Raw genomic sequence first — 13,893 nt, 5'->3', positions numbered from 1 at the left:
GTCGTCCCGGGGCCGCGTCAGCGCAGACCGGTGGAGCGGGTCAACGCCGCCTGGAGCAGCCGGTCGACCAGCTCCGGGTAGCCGACGCCGCTCTCCTGCCACATGCGCGGGTACATGGAGATCGGGGTGAAGCCCGGCAGGGTGTTGATCTCGTTGATGACGAAGGAGCCGTCCTCGGTGAGGAAGAAGTCGGCGCGCACCAGCCCCTCGCAGGAGACGGCGTCGAACGCGGCGACGGCGAGGCGCTGCACCTCGGCGGTCTGCTCGTCGGTGAGCGGCGCGGGCACCAGACCGGCGGCCGAGTCGATGTACTTGGCCTCGAAGTCGTAGAAGTCGTGGGCGGTGACCGGCGGGATCTCGGCGGGCACGCTGGCGCGCGGACCGTCCTCGAACTCCAGCACCCCGCATTCGATCTCCCGGCCGCGCAGCAGCGACTCGACGAGGAACTTCGGGTCGTGGCGGCGGGCCTCCTCGATCGCCGCGTCGAGACCTTCGACGCCGTCGACCTTGGTGATGCCCATCGAGGAGCCGCCGCGGGCGGGCTTGACAAACAGCGGCCAGCCGTGTTCCCCGGCGAAGTCCACGATCCGCTTGCGGGCGGCGGCGGGGTCGTCGTCCCACTGGCGCGGGCGGACGACCTCGTAGGGCCCGACGGGCAGCCCGTAGGAGACGAAGACGCGCTTCATGTACTCCTTGTCCTGGCCGACGGCGGAGGCGAGGACGCCCGCGCCGACGTAGGGCACACCGGAGAGTTCGAGCAGCCCCTGGAGCGTGCCGTCCTCCCCGTAGGGGCCGTGCAGCACGGGGAAGACGACATCGACCTCGCCCAGCGCCTTGGGCACCGAACCGGGCTCGGTGTAGACGACCTCGCGGCTGCCCGGGTCGACGGAGAGCACGACGCTGCCCTCGGCGGACTCGGCGAGCCGGTCCACCGCGGGGAGCTCGCGGTCGGTGATGGCCATGCGTTCGGGCTCGTCGGCGGTGAGCGCCCAGCGGCCGTCCGTCGTGATGCCGATCGGCAGGACGTCGTACTTCGTCCGGTCGATGGCCTTCATGACGGCGCCGGCCGTGACGACCGAGATGCCGTGCTCGGAGCTGCGGCCGCCGAACACGACCGCCACACGGGGCTTGGGGCGCTGCGGCTCAGGGCTCTCGGCGCGCTCAGGGCTCTGGGGGAGGTTCTCGCTGCTCATATCGCGATGAGCGTACCTGCTGGTAAGAGCGGCGTCAGCGTCGCTCGGCCTTGGCGCTGCGCGACATCAGCTCCTTGACCGCGACGACCGGGGACTTGCCCTCGTGGACGATGGAGACGACGGTTTCGGTGATGGGCATGTCGACCCCGTGCCGGCGTGCCAGCGCGAGGACCGACTCGCAGGACTTGACGCCCTCGGCGGTCTGCTTGGTGACGGCGATCGTCTCCTGGAGCGTCATCCCGCGCCCGAGGTTGGTCCCGAACGTGTGGTTCCGCGAGAGCGGCGAGGAGCAGGTGGCCACCAGGTCGCCCAGGCCCGCGAGTCCGGAGAACGTCAGCGGATCCGCGCCCATGGCCACGCCCAGTCGGGTGGTCTCGGCCAGCCCGCGGGTGATGAGGGAGCCCTTGGTGTTGTCCCCGAGCCCCATGCCGTCCGCGATGCCGACGGCGAGGCCGATGACGTTCTTCACGGCTCCGCCGAGCTCGCAGCCGACCACGTCGGTGTTGGTGTACGGGCGGAAGTACGCGGTGTGGCAGGCGGCCTGGAGGCGCTGGGCGACGGACTCGTCGGCGCAGGCGACGACGGCGGCGGCGGGGCGGCGCTCGGCGATCTCCTTGGCGAGGTTGGGTCCGGAGACGACGGCGATGCGGTCGGCGGAGACCTTGGCGACGTCCGCGATCACCTCGCTCATCAGCTCGGCGGTGCCCAGCTCGACGCCCTTCATCAGGGAGACCAGGACGGTGTCCGGCTCCAGGTGCGGGGCCCAGTCGGCGAGGTTGGCGCGGAGCGTCTGGGAGGGCACGACGAGGAAGGCGAACTCCGCGCCGCGCAGGGCCTCGGCGGCGTCGGTGGTGGCACGGATCGAGTCGGGGAGCGCGATGCCCGGGAGGTAGTCCGGGTTGGTGTGGGTGGTGTTGACGGCCTCGGCCAGCTCGGGGCGGCGGCCCCAGAGGGTCACCTCGCAGCCCGCGTCGGCGAGGATCACGGCGAACGCCGTACCCCATGAGCCGGTTCCGAAGACGGCCACTCGTGCGGGGTGCGTCACGTGGATCCCTTTCCCTGGGCCTTGCGCCGTTGTTCAGCACGGGCTTTGCGGTGATCGTAGAGCTCGGCGGGCGCCTTCTCGCCGCGCAGGTCCTCCAGCTGGCGGGTGATCGCCGCCATGATGGCCTCGGTCGCCTCGCGCAGCACCTCGGGGGTCGGCTCCCGTCCGTAGAAGCGGCTGAGGTCGACGGGCGGTCCGGCCTGCACCCGGAGCGTCCGGCGGGGGAACAGCCGCAGCTTGTTCTCCTTGGCGTACGGCGGCATCGCCTGGTTCGCCCCCCACTGCGCCACGGGGACGACGGGCGCCCTGGTCATCAACGCCACCCGGGCGGCCCCGGTCTTGCCGGCCATCGGCCACATGTCCGGATCCCGGGTGAGGGTGCCCTCGGGGTAGAAGGCGACGCACTCGCCGCGCTCGATGGCGTCCACGGCGGCCCGGAAGGCGTCCAGGGCGTCGGTGGTCTCGCGGTAGACGGGGATCTGGCCGGTGCCGCGCAGCATCATCCCGACGAAGGGGGTGCGGAAGAGGCCGGCCTTCGCCAGGAACCTGGGCACCCGCCCGGTGTTGTACTGGAAGTGGCCGTAGGCGAGCGGGTCCAGATAGGAGTTGTGGTTGACGGCGGTGATGAATCCGCCGTCGGCCGGAATGTGTTCCGCCCCCCGCCAGTCGCGCTTGAACAGAACCACCAGCGGCGGCTTGGCGATGACCGCCGCCAGGCGGTACCAGAAGCCGATTCTGCGGCGGGACACTCGGACACCTTCCTTAGGAATTTTCGGCCTGCCGGCCGGCTGCGGACGGTCATGTCCCGCCCCGGACCCCTGCTCTGTCGAGAACACCGTACGCCTCACGTTCGGTAGCGGTCCTCCGGGTTGTCGTACCGGCAGGCGAGAATAAGTCCTCATGTGTACGGAGGGGGAGATCGCCACGAAGACCGATCCGGCCGGGCCCTGGTCCCTGGTCGTTCCGCTGAAGCCGCTCGCGCGGGCCAAGAGCCGCCTGGGGCGGACGATGGGCGAGGAGGCGCGGCCCCGGCTGGCGCTGGCGTTCGCCCAGGACACGGTGGCCGCGGCGCTGGACTGCCCCCGGGTGCGGGATGTGGTGGTCGTCACGGACGACGCGGTGGCCGCCGCGGCTCTCTCGGCGCTCGGGGCGCGGGTCGTGCCGGACGCTCCCCGGGCCGGGCTCAACGCGGCGCTGGCGCACGGGGCGCGCTGCGCGCGGGCCCTGCGGCCCGCGGCGGCGGTGGCCGCCCTCAACGCGGATCTGCCCGCGTTGCGCAGCGGCGAATTGGCGCGGGTGCTCGATTTTGCCTCCGCTTTTCCCAGCGCTTTTCTCCGGGACGCGGAGGGAATCGGCACGACATTTCTGTCCGCCGCGGGCGGCGCGGAATTCCGTCCGGCTTTCGGCGGTCCGTCCGGGGCGCGGCACCGGGCGGCGGGGGCGGTCGAAATAGCGCTGTCCGGCGTCGACTCGGTGCGCCGGGACGTGGACACGGGTGAGGATCTGCGGGTCGCCCTGGCGCTGGGGGTGGGGCCGCACACGGCGCGGATCGCGGCGGCCGCCGCCCCGGCGGGCGACCGATAGGCTGCCGCCCATGCAGGCGACCTCGTACACGTACGACCCCCAGACCCGGTGCGGCAGCGTGCTGCTGGACGACGGCACCCCGGTGGAGTTCGACGCCGCCGCCTTCGACGCGGGCGGCCTGCTGCTGCTGCGTCCGGGGCAGCGGGTGCGGGTCGAGGGGGAGGGCGCGGGCGCGGCCCTGCGGATCTCGCTGGTGACGCTGCAGACGTTCTGATCCGGTCCCCGGCCGTCCGGCCGGGGCCGCTGGGCCGAACGGGCCCGGACAGCCCGCGGGCCGGGCTCCCTGGGAGGGGAGCCCGGCCCGGCGCGTCGTGAGGGGCGTTCAGCCGCCCGGGTCTCACTTCTTGCGTGCGGTGGCCTTCTTGGCCGTGGTCTTGCGCGCGGTGGTCTTCTTCGCGGGCGCCTTCTTCGCCGTGGCCTTCTTGGCGGGCGCGGTCTTGCTGGCGACGGTCTTCGTCGCGGTCTTCTTGGCCGGGGTCGCCTTCTTCGCGGCCGGGGACGTCTTCTTCGCCGTCGCGGTCGTCTTCTTGGCGGTGGCCTTCTTGGCGGTGGCGGTCTTCGCCGGGGCCGTCTTCTTGGCGGTGGCCTTCTTCGCGGTGGCCTTCTTGGCGGCCGACTTCTTGGCGGCGGCGGCCTTCACCGTCGTACGGGCGGCGGAAGATCCGCCCGAGAGGCTGCCCTTGGGGGCCTTCTTGACGGCCACGTCGTTCTTGGGGAGCTTCTTCGAGCCGCTCACCAGGTCCTTGAAGCCCTGACCCGCGCGGAAGCGGGGCACCGAGGTCTTCTTGACCCGGACGCGCTCACCCGTCTGCGGGTTGCGGGCGTACCGGGCGGGACGGTCGACCTTCTCGAACGAGCCGAAGCCGGTGACCGAGACACGGTCTCCGGCGACCACGGCACGCACGATCGCGTCCAGTACCGCGTCGACGGCGTCCGCGGCCTGCTGACGGCCGCCGACCTTGTCGGCAATCGCTTCTACGAGCTGCGCCTTGTTCACGTCTTCCCCTTCGGAGACATTGCCAGAACGAAAGTGTTCAAGCTTTTTCGCACGTTAGGCAGATATATACCGCAAATCAAACACGAAACGGGCTAATCACCCTAGTGCCGCAACGAAGTCGACCGATGCGCAGTTCCACGTGTCAGTCACCTTCGGGGAATCGGCCCTCATCGAGGTCCTTCATCAACCGGTCCAGACGCTTTGCCGCGTCCGGGAGATCGTGCTTCGCCGCAGCCGTGACGACCAGCAGCTTCCGGGTCAGCGCCATCCGTACGCTCTCCGGGACTTGCAGTGCACGCACCTTCGCGTGCGCTTCCTTCAGTTGGTCGGCGACGTGGCCATAGAGCTTGAGTTGGCTGTCGCGTTCCATGCACCGATTGTGCCATCTGGGGCGAGTTGTCGCCCGACGGGGTCTCAACAAGCGACTGCGCCCCCTGCCGGGAGGCAGGGGGCGCAGTCCTGGAAAAGCGCTGCTCAGGCGGCAATGGTACGCGGCTTGTGGGCGGGCCGGGCCGCCTCGTACGCGGCGATGTCCGCTTCGTTCTGAAGGGTGAGGCTGATGTCGTCGAGCCCGTTGAGCAGGCGCCAGCGGGCGTTCTCGTCCAGTTCGAAGTCGGCGGTGATGCCCTCGGCGCGGACCTGGCGCGCCGAGAGGTCGACGGTCACCTCAGCGGTCGGGTCGGCCTCCGTCAGCTCCCAGAGGGCGTCGACGACCGGCTGCTCCAGCACCACGGTGAGCAGGCCGTTCTTCAGCGAGTTGCCGCGGAAGATGTCGGCGAAGCGGGAGGAGACGACGGCCTTGAAGCCGAAGTTCTGCAGGGCCCAGACCGCGTGTTCGCGGGAGGAGCCCGTACCGAAGTCGGGGCCCGCGACCAGGACCGAGGCGCCCTGGCGCTCGGGGCGGTTGAGGACGAAGTCCTCGTCCTTGCGCCAGGCTTCGAAGAGGCCGTCCTCGAACCCGTCGCGGGTGACCTTCTTCAGCCAGTGGGCGGGGATGATCTGGTCGGTGTCGACGTTGCTGCGGCGCAGCGGGACGACCCGGCCGGTGTGGCTGGTGAATGCTTCCATGGCTATCGGACTCCGGCGGGGGTACGGGCGTCGGACAGGTCGGCGGGCGAGGCCAGATGGCCCAGTACGGCGGTGGCGGCGGCGACCTGGGGGGAGACCAGGTGGGTGCGGCCGCCCTTGCCCTGCCGCCCCTCGAAGTTGCGGTTCGAGGTCGAGGCGGAGCGCTCGCCGGGGGCCAGTTGGTCGGGGTTCATGCCGAGGCACATCGAGCACCCGGCGTGCCGCCATTCGGCGCCGGCCTCGGTGAAGACCTTGTCCAGCCCCTCGGAGACGGCCTGGAGGGCGACCCGGACGGAGCCGGGGACGACCAGCATCCGCACCCCGTCGGCCACCTTGCGGCCGTCCAGGACCGAGGCCGCGTTGCGCAGGTCCTCGATGCGGCCGTTGGTGCACGAACCCACGAAGACGGTGTCGACGCTGATCTCGCGCAGCGGCTGTCCGGCGGTCAACCCCATGTACTCCAGGGCCCTTTCGGCGGCGTGGCGCTCCGAGGCGTCCTCGTACGAGGCCGGGTCGGGGACGCTGGCCGACAGGGGCGCGCCCTGGCCGGGGTTGGTGCCCCAGGTGACGAACGGGGCGAGTTCGGCGGCGTCGATGACGACCTCGGCGTCGAACACGGCGTCGTCGTCGGAGCGCAAGGTCTTCCAGTACGCGACGGCGGCGTCCCAGTCCTCGCCCTCGGGGGCGTGGTCGCGCCCCTTGAGGTAGTCGAAGGTGGTGGCGTCGGGGGCGATCATGCCCGCGCGGGCGCCGGCCTCGATCGACATGTTGCAGATGGTCATCCGGGCCTCCATCGAGAGCTTCTCGATGGCGGAGCCACGGTACTCCAGGATGTAGCCCTGGCCGCCGCCGGTGCCGATCCGGGCGATGATCGCCAGGATCAGGTCCTTGGCGGTGACCTCGTCGGGCAGTTCGCCCTCGACGGTGATGGCCATGGTCTTCGGGCGGGCCAGCGGCAGCGTCTGGGTGGCCAGGACGTGCTCCACCTGGCTGGTGCCGATGCCGAACGCCAGTGCGCCGAACGCGCCGTGGGTGGAGGTGTGGGAGTCGCCGCAGACCACGGTGGTGCCGGGCTGGGTCAGGCCCAGCTGCGGGCCGACCACGTGCACGACGCCCTGCTCGACGTCGCCGAGGGGGTGCAGCCGGACACCGAAGTCCGCGCAGTTCTTGCGCAGGGTCTCCAGCTGGGCGCGCGAGACCGGGTCGGCGATCGGCTTGTCGATGTCGAGGGTCGGGGTGTTGTGGTCCTCGGTGGCGATGGTGAGGTCGAGGCGGCGCACCCGGCGCCCGGCCTGGCGCAGCCCGTCGAAGGCCTGCGGGCTGGTCACCTCGTGCAGCAGGTGCAGATCGATGAAGAGAAGGTCGGGCTCGCCCTCCGCGCGCCGGACGACATGGTCGTCCCAGACCTTCTCCGCGAGTGTCCTACCCATCGCTTTCCCTCCGGCCGGCGTCGTCGCCGGCCCAACTAGAGATTCGGTGCGCCTCCGTCCGGACCCCCGTGCGGGGCGGTGGCCGCGAGCCGTTGTGCGGCCGCCGGTACAGGTTCGCAACTTCCTCGGAAAATTGAACTTGCGTTTCACAGAGTGAGACGGGAGTATCGTCGTATGGACAACTCTAGCGGCGTCGGCGTTCTCGACAAGGCGGCTCTGGTATTGAGCGCCCTGGAGTCCGGTCCGGCCACCCTCGCCGGGCTGGTCGCGGCGACCGGGCTCGCACGGCCCACGGCCCATCGACTGGCCGTGGCACTGGAACACCACCGGATGGTGGCGAGGGACATGCAGGGCCGGTTCATCCTCGGCCCGCGGCTGTCGGAACTGGCGGCCGCCGCGGGCGAGGACCGCCTGCTGGCCACGGCCGGACCGGTGCTCACCCACCTGCGCGACATCACCGGCGAGAGCGCCCAGCTCTACCGCCGTCAGGGCGACATGCGCATCTGCGTGGCGGCGGCGGAACGGCTGTCCGGACTCCGGGACACGGTGCCGGTCGGCTCCACGCTCACGATGAAGGCGGGCTCCTCCGCGCAGATCCTGATGGCCTGGGAGGAGCCGGAGCGGCTGCACCGGGGCCTCCAGGGCGCCCGGTTCACGGCCACGGCCCTCTCCGGCGTACGGCGGCGGGGCTGGGCCCAGTCGATCGGTGAGCGCGAGCCGGGCGTCGCCTCGGTCTCCGCCCCGGTGCGCGGCCCCTCCAACCGGGTGGTCGCGGCGGTCTCGGTCTCCGGACCGATCGAGCGGCTGACGCGCCACCCGGGCCGGATGCACGCCCAGGCGGTCATCGACTCGGCGGCCCGGCTGAGCGAGGCGCTGCGCCGCAGCGGCTGACCTCCCCCGCCGTACGGCGCGGAAGCACCGCCCCCGCACGGGCGGACGGCCCGCTCGCCGCCCGCATACGCGGCCGCGCTCCCTGCTACTCCCCCTCCCCCTCGCCCTTTCCGGCGGGCCGCCCCAACGTCGTGGCGGCCCTTTCCCCCTGTCCGGCCCCCAGCTCGGGCTCCGGCCCCGGCTTCCGCCCTGACGATCGGTGGGCGAGCCGGTCCGCACCTCGGCGCCCCCGCGCAGTGAGCGGCAGCACGCCCGTGGCCGCGGCGAGGCCGTGGGCCGGCATGTCGGCGTAGATGGACTCGTAACCGCCTTCGGGCACGACGTAGGTCTCGTGCCACAGCCCCACGTGCTGCCGGGACTCCTTCTCCTTTCGGTTGACGATGGCCCATACCTTGCGGTGGAACATGTCGGGAGCGGCCGCGTAGGCGTACAGCTTCTCCTTCGACTCCCAGTACTGGACGACGCAGTACGTCCGGGGCGAGCCGGTGAGCAGCGTGTGGCCGAGCAGCCCCCGCTCCTTGTTGCTGCCCAGCTCCCGTAGCATGCGCAGCATCGCGCCGAGAGCCGGCAGCCAGTGGTGCACGCCCCGGAAGTGGTTGATGCGCATCCCGATGAGCAGGACCACGACGTCCCCCTCGGCCCCCGCCGTCGTGCGGCCCGGTATCGGTTTCGCGGACATTCGTACCCCGATTCGTTGGAGAGTGACGCTATCCGAGGGTGGGATAGTGGCACTGTCCAAGACGCGACGCAAGGGAAGGCACAGTGCATGCGGCTCTCGGAACTCAGCAAGCAGAGCGGCGTCTCGACGGCGACGATCAAGTACTACCTGCGTGAGGGGCTGCTGCCGGCCGGCCTGCGCGTGAGCGCGACGCAAGCGGAGTACGACGAGAGCCATCTGCGGCGGCTGCGGCTGGTCCGGGCGCTGATCCAGGTGGGGCGGCTCCCGGTGGCAACGGCCCGCGAGGTACTCGCCCACGTGGACGACGAGTCGCTGGGCCGCACGATCCGGCTGGGGGCGGCCCTGTGGGCCCTGCCGCACGGCCCGTCGCCCGACGAGGACGCCCCGGAGACCGCCGTCGCCCGCGCCCATGTGACAGAACTGCTCACGGAGTTGGAGTGGTCGACCGCACTGGAGTTGGGCGAGCTCTCCCCTGCCCACCGCTCGCTGGTCGCGTCGGTGGCCACCCTGGTCCGGCTCGGATACCCGTGCGACATCGGCTACTTGAGCCGCCAGGCCCGGGTCATGGAGCAGGCCGCGATGCATGACCTGGACGAGATGGAGGCGTACGAGTCGGAGGCCGAGCAGGTCGAGAAGGCCGTCGCGTCGGCGGTGCTGTACGAGCCGCTGCTGATGTCGCTGCGGCGACTCGCGCAGAGCGAGGAGTCGGCCCGCCGGTACGGCCTGTGAGGGGGCTGCCGGAACAACAGGAAGGCCCTCCACCGAGGTGGAGGGCCTTGCCTTGCTACCGCGTTGTACCCCCGACCGGATTCGAACCGGCGCTACTGCCGTGAGAGGGCAGCGTGCTAGGCCGCTACACAACGGGGGCGTGGTTACTTCTGACTGCGCTGGGCTACCAGGACTCGAACCTAGAATGACGGTACCAGAAACCGTAGTGTTGCCAATTACACCATAGCCCATGGTGTGACAAGTACCCCCGACCGGATTCGAACCGGCGCTACTGCCGTGAGAGGGCAGCGTGCTAGGCCGCTACACAACGGGGGCCCTAGCGATCCTGCATCAAGAACGTGGGTGCGACCCAGATGTTCTCGCGGGAAGGATCTGTACCCCCGACCGGATTCGAACCGGCGCTACTGCCGTGAGAGGGCAGCGTGCTAGGCCGCTACACAACGGGGGCTTGTCCTGCTGGTCTTGCTCGTACTGCGCTGGGCTACCAGGACTCGAACCTAGAATGACGGTACCAGAAACCGTAGTGTTGCCAATTACACCATAGCCCACCGAAATGCAACCCCCTGAGGGGTTTCACTTCTGTCTGCGCTTCCCGGCCGGACCTTTCGGCCCGCTCGGGCGGCGCAGAAAGAACATTACCCGAAGGTGTCCGGCGCTCCAAAACGGGTATCGCCCGCCAGTAGGCCGGGGAGCTGGTCGAGCCCGGTGATCGTCACGAGATCGGGCCTGCCGCCCCTGCCCCGCCGGTCGAGCCAGATCCCGGTGAGCCCGGCGGCGACGGCCCCGCTCGCGTCGATGTCCGGCTCGTCGCCCACGTACGCCACCTCGTGCGGCTCCAGCGCGAGCGCCTCGCAGGCCGCGTGGAAGGCGCCGGCCTGCGGTTTGGAGATCCCGAGCTCCACGGCGCAGACCAGCGTCTCGAACCGGTCGCGGACGCCGAGCGTGGTCAGCTTGTGGTGCTGGTGACGGGTGGCGGCGTTGGACAGCAGTCCGTGGCGGTAGCCGCCGGCCAGCAGGTCGAGGACGGGCAGGACGTCCGGGAAGAGCGCCCACGCCTCCTCGTAGTGGGCGGCGTGGCGTCCGAACCACGCCTCCGCCTCGGCGTCCTCCAGCTCCCGCGAGAGGAATTCCCGCACCCGGTCCCGCCGCTGGCCGGGGAAGTCCGTCTCGCCGGCGATCGCCCGCGCCCAGTGCCGGTCGCTCAGCGCCCGCCAGGCGTCGAGGGCCACGTCCACCGAGGCGTACGCCGCAGGCAGCCCCTCGCGCTCCAGGTGCTGCCGCATACCGGTGCGGTCGGCGCCCGTGTGGTCGAAGAGGGTGTCGTCGATGTCCCAGAGCACGGCACGGATCGGCATGGATCTCACGCTAGCCGTCCGGCCGGGTACGAGGAGGGCGAACGGCGGGAAGGGCCGCAGCCGGTCGGCTGCGGCCCTTCCCGGGGTGTCCTGCGCGCTTACGCGGTCAGCTTCGCCAGCGCCGCGTCCACGCGGGCCAGGCTCTTCTCGCGGCCCAGGATCTCCAGGGACTCGAAGAGCGGCAGGCCGACGGTGCGGCCGGTGACGGCGACGCGCACCGGGGCCTGGGCCTTGCCGAGCTTGAGGCCGTGGGCCTCGCCGGCGGTGAGGACGGCGTTCTTCAGCGACTCCGGGTCGCTCCAGTCGGCCGCCTCCAGGTGGGCGCGGGCCGTGGTGAGCAGGGCCACCGGGTCGCCCTTCATCGCCTTGGCCCAGGACGCCTCGTCCTCCACCGGCTCGTCGAGGAAGAGGAAGTCGACGTTGTCGGTGATGTCGGAGAGGACCGTGACCCGGGTCTGGGCGTACGGGGCGATCCGGGTCCACTTCTCCGCGTCGAACGCCTCGGGGGCCCAGGGGGCGAAGGGCGCCTTCAGCCAGGGGCCGCACGCCTCGGTGAAGGTCTTCACGTCGAGCATGCGGATGTGCTCGGCGTTGATGTGCTCGCACTTCTTGAGGTCGAAGCGGGCCGGGTTGGCGTTGACGTCACCGATGTCGAACGCGGCGACCAGCTCGTCCATCGAGAAGATGTCGCGGTCCTCCGCGATCGACCAGCCGAGCAGCGAGAGGTAGTTCAGCAGGCCCTCGGGGAGGAAGCCGCGCTCCCGGTAGAGGTTGAGGGAGGCCTGCGGGTCGCGCTTGGAGAGCTTCTTGTTGCCCTCTCCCATGACGTACGGCAGGTGGCCGAAGGCGGGGATGTCCTTGGCGACGCCCAGCTCGATGAGCGCCCGGTACAGGGCGATCTGGCGCGGGGTGGAGGAGAGCAGGTCCTCGCCGCGCAGGACGTGGGTGATCTCCATCAGGGCGTCGTCGACCGGGTTGACCAGCGTGTAGAGCGGGGCCCCGTTGGCGCGGACGATGCCGTAGTCCGGGACGTTCTCCGGCTGGACGGTGATCTCGCCGCGGACCAGGTCGGTGAAGGTGATGGCCTCGTCGGGCATCCGGAAGCGGACGATCGAGGCGCGGCCCTCGGCCTCGTACGCGGCCTTCCGCTCGGCGGTGAGGTCGCGGCAGTGGCCGTCGTAACCGGAGGGCTTCCCGGCGGCGCGGGCGGCGTCGCGGCGGGTGTCCAGCTCCTCGGTGGTGCAGTAGCAGGGGTAGGCGTAGCCGGCGGCGAGCAGCTTCTCGGCGACGTCCTTGTACAGGTCCATCCGCTGCGACTGGCGGTAGGGGGCGTGCGGGCCGCCGGTCTCGGGGCCCTCGTCCCAGTCCAGGCCCAGCCAGCGCATCGAGTCGAGCAGCTGCTGGTAGGACTCCTCCGAGTCGCGCGCCGCGTCGGTGTCCTCGATCCGGAAGACCAGGGTGCCCTGGTGGTGCCGGGCGAAGGCCCAGTTGAACAGCGCCGTCCGGACCAGGCCCACATGGGGGTTGCCGGTCGGGGAGGGACAGAAACGGACGCGTACAGGTGCGTTAGCCACGCTTGATCACCTTGTTGGTGAGAGTGCCGATGCCTTCGATGGTGACGGCGACCTCGTCGCCGACGTGCAGGGGGCCGACCCCCGCGGGGGTGCCGGTGAGGATGACGTCGCCCGGGAGCAGCGTCATGGCCTCCGAGATGTGGACGACCAGCTCCTCGACGGAGCGGATCATGTCGCTCGTGCGGCCGAGCTGGCGCTGTTCGCCGTTGACCGTCGCCTGGACGGTGAGGTCGTGGGGGTCCACGTCGGTCTCCACCCAGGGGCCCAGCGGGCAGGCGGTGTCGAAGCCCTTGGCGCGGGCCCACTGCTTCTCGCGCCGCTGCACGTCGCGGGCGGTGACGTCGTTGGCGCAGGTGTAGCCGAGGACGACGTCCTTGACGCGCTCGCGGGGGACCTCACGGCACATGCGGCCGATGACCACGGCCAGCTCGGCCTCGTGGTGCAGCTCGTCGGAGAAGGAGGGGTACTCGATCGCGTCGCCGGAGCCGATCACCGAGGTGGTGGGCTTGAAGAAGGTGATCGGCGCTTCGGGGACCTCGTGGCCGAGTTCGGCGGCGTGCTCCGCGTAGTTGCGGCCGACGGCCACGACCTTGTTGGGGAGGACGGGGGGCAGCAGCCGGACCTTGTTCAGGGGGACCTTGGTGCCCGAGAGCTCGAAGTCGGCGTACGGGATGCCCTTGATGATGTCGAGGACGAGGTCACCGGATTCCACGGTGCCCTGTCCCTCGACGGCGCCGAAGGCGACATTGCCGTCGATGGAGAACCTGGCGATGCGCACGGGATGCTGTCGCCCCTCACTTGCTTGCTGGCTGAAGACTGACGCTCCAGGCTATCGCCTCGCCCGGCGCCCCTTCCGGGGCAAACCGGGTCGGGCGGGGCGTCGGTGCCGGCAAGGGGCCCACCGCGCACCGGAGGGGGCTAGCGGGCGGGCGCGACCGGGGCTTCCATGAGGATGGTGCGGCGCGGGTTGGCCGTGACGTTCGGCAGTTCGGCGGCGTGCTCCGGCCGGGGCGGCGTCTGCAGCTCCGCGGCGTCCTGGAGGTGCGCCAGCGTGGTGCGCCGGGGGTTGGCAGTGGTGCGGAACATGGTCGTCGTCTTCATATGCGGTCAGGACCCTGTCGGTGAGGGCGCCGCTCGTCGCGGCGCCGGCTTGTCGGATACGCCATCCCTGTAAAGCGTCAGGCTAAACATCCGATTCCCCGCCGAAGAGGGGAAGAGCCGACGATCTTCATGTGAGTTTGCTCACGAACTATTCGACAATCGCCCCATACCGGACAGCCGACCTTGATCCAGAAAACGGACATTGCACCACTGAATCCACTATTCCGCTCCCGATCATCGCGACTGG

16 protein-coding genes and 5 tRNA genes are annotated in these 13,893 nt (G+C 70.6%); 4 read left to right on the top strand and 17 right to left on the bottom strand.

Annotated features, from left to right (window positions below; genetic code table 11):
- Positions 1 to 17 precede the first annotated feature (17 nt).
- From ACH4K1_RS08365 to ACH4K1_RS08355, 3 genes are read right to left on the bottom strand one after another with little or no spacing between them, the layout of a single operon-like run.
- Positions 18 to 1,193, bottom strand: a complete 1,176-nt coding sequence (locus ACH4K1_RS08365; protein ID WP_398087747.1) for a D-alanine--D-alanine ligase family protein — start codon at positions 1,191 to 1,193, stop codon at positions 18 to 20.
- Positions 1,194 to 1,227: 34 nt separating this feature from the next.
- Entirely contained in the window at positions 1,228 to 2,238 is a 1,011-nt protein-coding gene (locus tag ACH4K1_RS08360) for an NAD(P)H-dependent glycerol-3-phosphate dehydrogenase (RefSeq protein ID WP_398087745.1), read from the bottom strand.
- Complete coding sequence (locus ACH4K1_RS08355) at positions 2,235 to 2,987, bottom strand: lysophospholipid acyltransferase family protein (RefSeq protein WP_398087744.1); 753 nt, start codon at positions 2,985 to 2,987, stop codon at positions 2,235 to 2,237. Before ACH4K1_RS08355 ends, ACH4K1_RS08360 begins: the two co-directional genes overlap by 4 nt.
- 151 nt (positions 2,988 to 3,138) lie before the next feature.
- Here ACH4K1_RS08355 and cofC point away from each other — a divergent pair, with 151 nt between their 5' ends.
- Positions 3,139 to 3,822, top strand: coding sequence for a 2-phospho-L-lactate guanylyltransferase (cofC, locus tag ACH4K1_RS08350; RefSeq protein ID WP_398087743.1), 684 nt, complete (start codon positions 3,139 to 3,141; stop codon positions 3,820 to 3,822).
- A gap of 10 nt (positions 3,823 to 3,832) precedes the next feature.
- Positions 3,833 to 4,036, top strand: coding sequence for a hypothetical protein (locus ACH4K1_RS08345; RefSeq protein WP_398087741.1), 204 nt, complete (start codon positions 3,833 to 3,835; stop codon positions 4,034 to 4,036).
- Positions 4,037 to 4,159: 123 nt separating this feature from the next.
- Here the strand turns inward: ACH4K1_RS08345 and ACH4K1_RS08340 are convergent, their stop codons facing one another.
- From ACH4K1_RS08340 to leuC, 4 genes are all read right to left on the bottom strand, one after another.
- Positions 4,160 to 4,819, bottom strand: a complete 660-nt coding sequence (locus ACH4K1_RS08340; RefSeq protein ID WP_073771575.1) for an HU family DNA-binding protein — start codon at positions 4,817 to 4,819, stop codon at positions 4,160 to 4,162.
- A 142-nt stretch (positions 4,820 to 4,961) separates the two neighbouring features.
- The gene (locus ACH4K1_RS08335) at positions 4,962 to 5,189 is read right to left on the bottom strand and encodes a hypothetical protein (RefSeq protein ID WP_073771576.1); all 228 of its coding nucleotides are present in this window, start codon (positions 5,187 to 5,189) and stop codon (positions 4,962 to 4,964) included.
- Between the two features lie 104 nt (positions 5,190 to 5,293).
- Positions 5,294 to 5,887 (bottom strand): 3-isopropylmalate dehydratase small subunit, encoded by a 594-nt coding sequence (leuD, locus tag ACH4K1_RS08330; RefSeq protein ID WP_073771577.1) that lies wholly within the window; start codon positions 5,885 to 5,887, stop codon positions 5,294 to 5,296.
- A 2-nt stretch (positions 5,888 to 5,889) separates the two neighbouring features.
- Positions 5,890 to 7,317, bottom strand: coding sequence for a 3-isopropylmalate dehydratase large subunit (gene leuC / locus ACH4K1_RS08325; protein ID WP_398087739.1), 1,428 nt, complete (start codon positions 7,315 to 7,317; stop codon positions 5,890 to 5,892).
- 174 nt (positions 7,318 to 7,491) lie between these two features.
- Between leuC and ndgR the strand changes: the two genes are divergently transcribed.
- On the top strand, positions 7,492 to 8,208 hold the full coding sequence (ndgR, locus tag ACH4K1_RS08320; protein ID WP_026237628.1) for an IclR family transcriptional regulator NdgR: 717 nt from the start codon (positions 7,492 to 7,494) through the stop codon (positions 8,206 to 8,208).
- An 85-nt stretch (positions 8,209 to 8,293) separates the two neighbouring features.
- Here ndgR and ACH4K1_RS08315 read toward each other — a convergent pair whose 3' ends face one another.
- Complete coding sequence (locus tag ACH4K1_RS08315) at positions 8,294 to 8,887, bottom strand: DUF4188 domain-containing protein (protein ID WP_398087737.1); 594 nt, start codon at positions 8,885 to 8,887, stop codon at positions 8,294 to 8,296.
- 87 nt (positions 8,888 to 8,974) lie between these two features.
- Between ACH4K1_RS08315 and ACH4K1_RS08310 the strand changes: the two genes are divergently transcribed.
- Positions 8,975 to 9,616 carry a MerR family transcriptional regulator gene (locus tag ACH4K1_RS08310; RefSeq protein ID WP_398087735.1) on the top strand — a complete coding sequence of 214 codons (642 nt, stop codon included), beginning with the start codon at positions 8,975 to 8,977 and terminating at the stop codon, positions 9,614 to 9,616.
- Between the two features lie 66 nt (positions 9,617 to 9,682).
- Here ACH4K1_RS08310 and ACH4K1_RS08305 read toward each other — a convergent pair.
- From ACH4K1_RS08305 to ACH4K1_RS08265, 9 genes are all read right to left on the bottom strand, one after another.
- Positions 9,683 to 9,755 (bottom strand) — tRNA-Glu (locus tag ACH4K1_RS08305).
- Between the two features lie 19 nt (positions 9,756 to 9,774).
- Positions 9,775 to 9,846 (bottom strand) — tRNA-Gln (locus tag ACH4K1_RS08300).
- Positions 9,847 to 9,858: 12 nt separating this feature from the next.
- Positions 9,859 to 9,931, bottom strand: a tRNA-Glu gene (locus tag ACH4K1_RS08295).
- 60 nt (positions 9,932 to 9,991) lie between these two features.
- Positions 9,992 to 10,064, bottom strand: a tRNA-Glu gene (locus ACH4K1_RS08290).
- Between the two features lie 28 nt (positions 10,065 to 10,092).
- Positions 10,093 to 10,164 (bottom strand) — tRNA-Gln (locus tag ACH4K1_RS08285).
- 87 nt (positions 10,165 to 10,251) lie between these two features.
- On the bottom strand, positions 10,252 to 10,971 hold the full coding sequence (locus ACH4K1_RS08280; protein ID WP_398087734.1) for an HAD family hydrolase: 720 nt from the start codon (positions 10,969 to 10,971) through the stop codon (positions 10,252 to 10,254).
- A 98-nt stretch (positions 10,972 to 11,069) separates the two neighbouring features.
- Positions 11,070 to 12,545, bottom strand: coding sequence for a glutamate--tRNA ligase (gene gltX, locus ACH4K1_RS08275; RefSeq protein WP_398087732.1), 1,476 nt, complete (start codon positions 12,543 to 12,545; stop codon positions 11,070 to 11,072).
- Positions 12,538 to 13,323: a fumarylacetoacetate hydrolase family protein gene (locus tag ACH4K1_RS08270; protein ID WP_228989960.1), complete on the bottom strand. Its 786-nt coding sequence runs from the start codon at positions 13,321 to 13,323 to the stop codon at positions 12,538 to 12,540. The genes gltX and ACH4K1_RS08270 overlap by 8 nt, the downstream gene beginning before the upstream one ends.
- A gap of 140 nt (positions 13,324 to 13,463) precedes the next feature.
- A complete protein-coding gene (locus ACH4K1_RS08265; protein ID WP_398087731.1) occupies positions 13,464 to 13,646 on the bottom strand; it encodes a hypothetical protein in 183 nt (60 codons plus the stop codon).
- Positions 13,647 to 13,893 lie beyond the last annotated feature (247 nt).

The organism is Streptomyces sp. NPDC017448, from assembly GCF_044330565.1.
Classification (GTDB): Bacteria; Actinomycetota; Actinomycetes; order Streptomycetales; family Streptomycetaceae; genus Streptomyces.
The sequence above is the reverse complement of the archived record's forward strand: the minus strand, read 5'-3'. Positions and strand labels throughout refer to the sequence as shown.

Bases quoted from the DNA above. Each gene is read 5' to 3' on its own strand.
- ACH4K1_RS08365 (WP_398087747.1), bottom strand. From the start codon at position 1,193: ATGAGCAGCGAGAACCTCCCCCAGAGCCCTGAGCGCGCCGAGAGCCCT.
- cofC (WP_398087743.1), top strand. From the start codon at position 3,139: ATGTGTACGGAGGGGGAGATCGCCACGAAGACCGATCCGGCCGGGCCC.
- ACH4K1_RS08345 (WP_398087741.1), top strand. From the start codon at position 3,833: ATGCAGGCGACCTCGTACACGTACGACCCCCAGACCCGGTGCGGCAGC.
- ACH4K1_RS08335 (WP_073771576.1), bottom strand. From the start codon at position 5,189: ATGGAACGCGACAGCCAACTCAAGCTCTATGGCCACGTCGCCGACCAA.
- leuD (WP_073771577.1), bottom strand. From the start codon at position 5,887: ATGGAAGCATTCACCAGCCACACCGGCCGGGTCGTCCCGCTGCGCCGC.
- leuC (WP_398087739.1), bottom strand. From the start codon at position 7,317: ATGGGTAGGACACTCGCGGAGAAGGTCTGGGACGACCATGTCGTCCGG.
- ndgR (WP_026237628.1), top strand. From the start codon at position 7,492: ATGGACAACTCTAGCGGCGTCGGCGTTCTCGACAAGGCGGCTCTGGTA.
- ACH4K1_RS08315 (WP_398087737.1), bottom strand. From the start codon at position 8,887: ATGTCCGCGAAACCGATACCGGGCCGCACGACGGCGGGGGCCGAGGGG.
- ACH4K1_RS08310 (WP_398087735.1), top strand. From the start codon at position 8,975: ATGCGGCTCTCGGAACTCAGCAAGCAGAGCGGCGTCTCGACGGCGACG.
- ACH4K1_RS08280 (WP_398087734.1), bottom strand. From the start codon at position 10,971: ATGCCGATCCGTGCCGTGCTCTGGGACATCGACGACACCCTCTTCGAC.
- ACH4K1_RS08265 (WP_398087731.1), bottom strand. From the start codon at position 13,646: ATGAAGACGACGACCATGTTCCGCACCACTGCCAACCCCCGGCGCACC.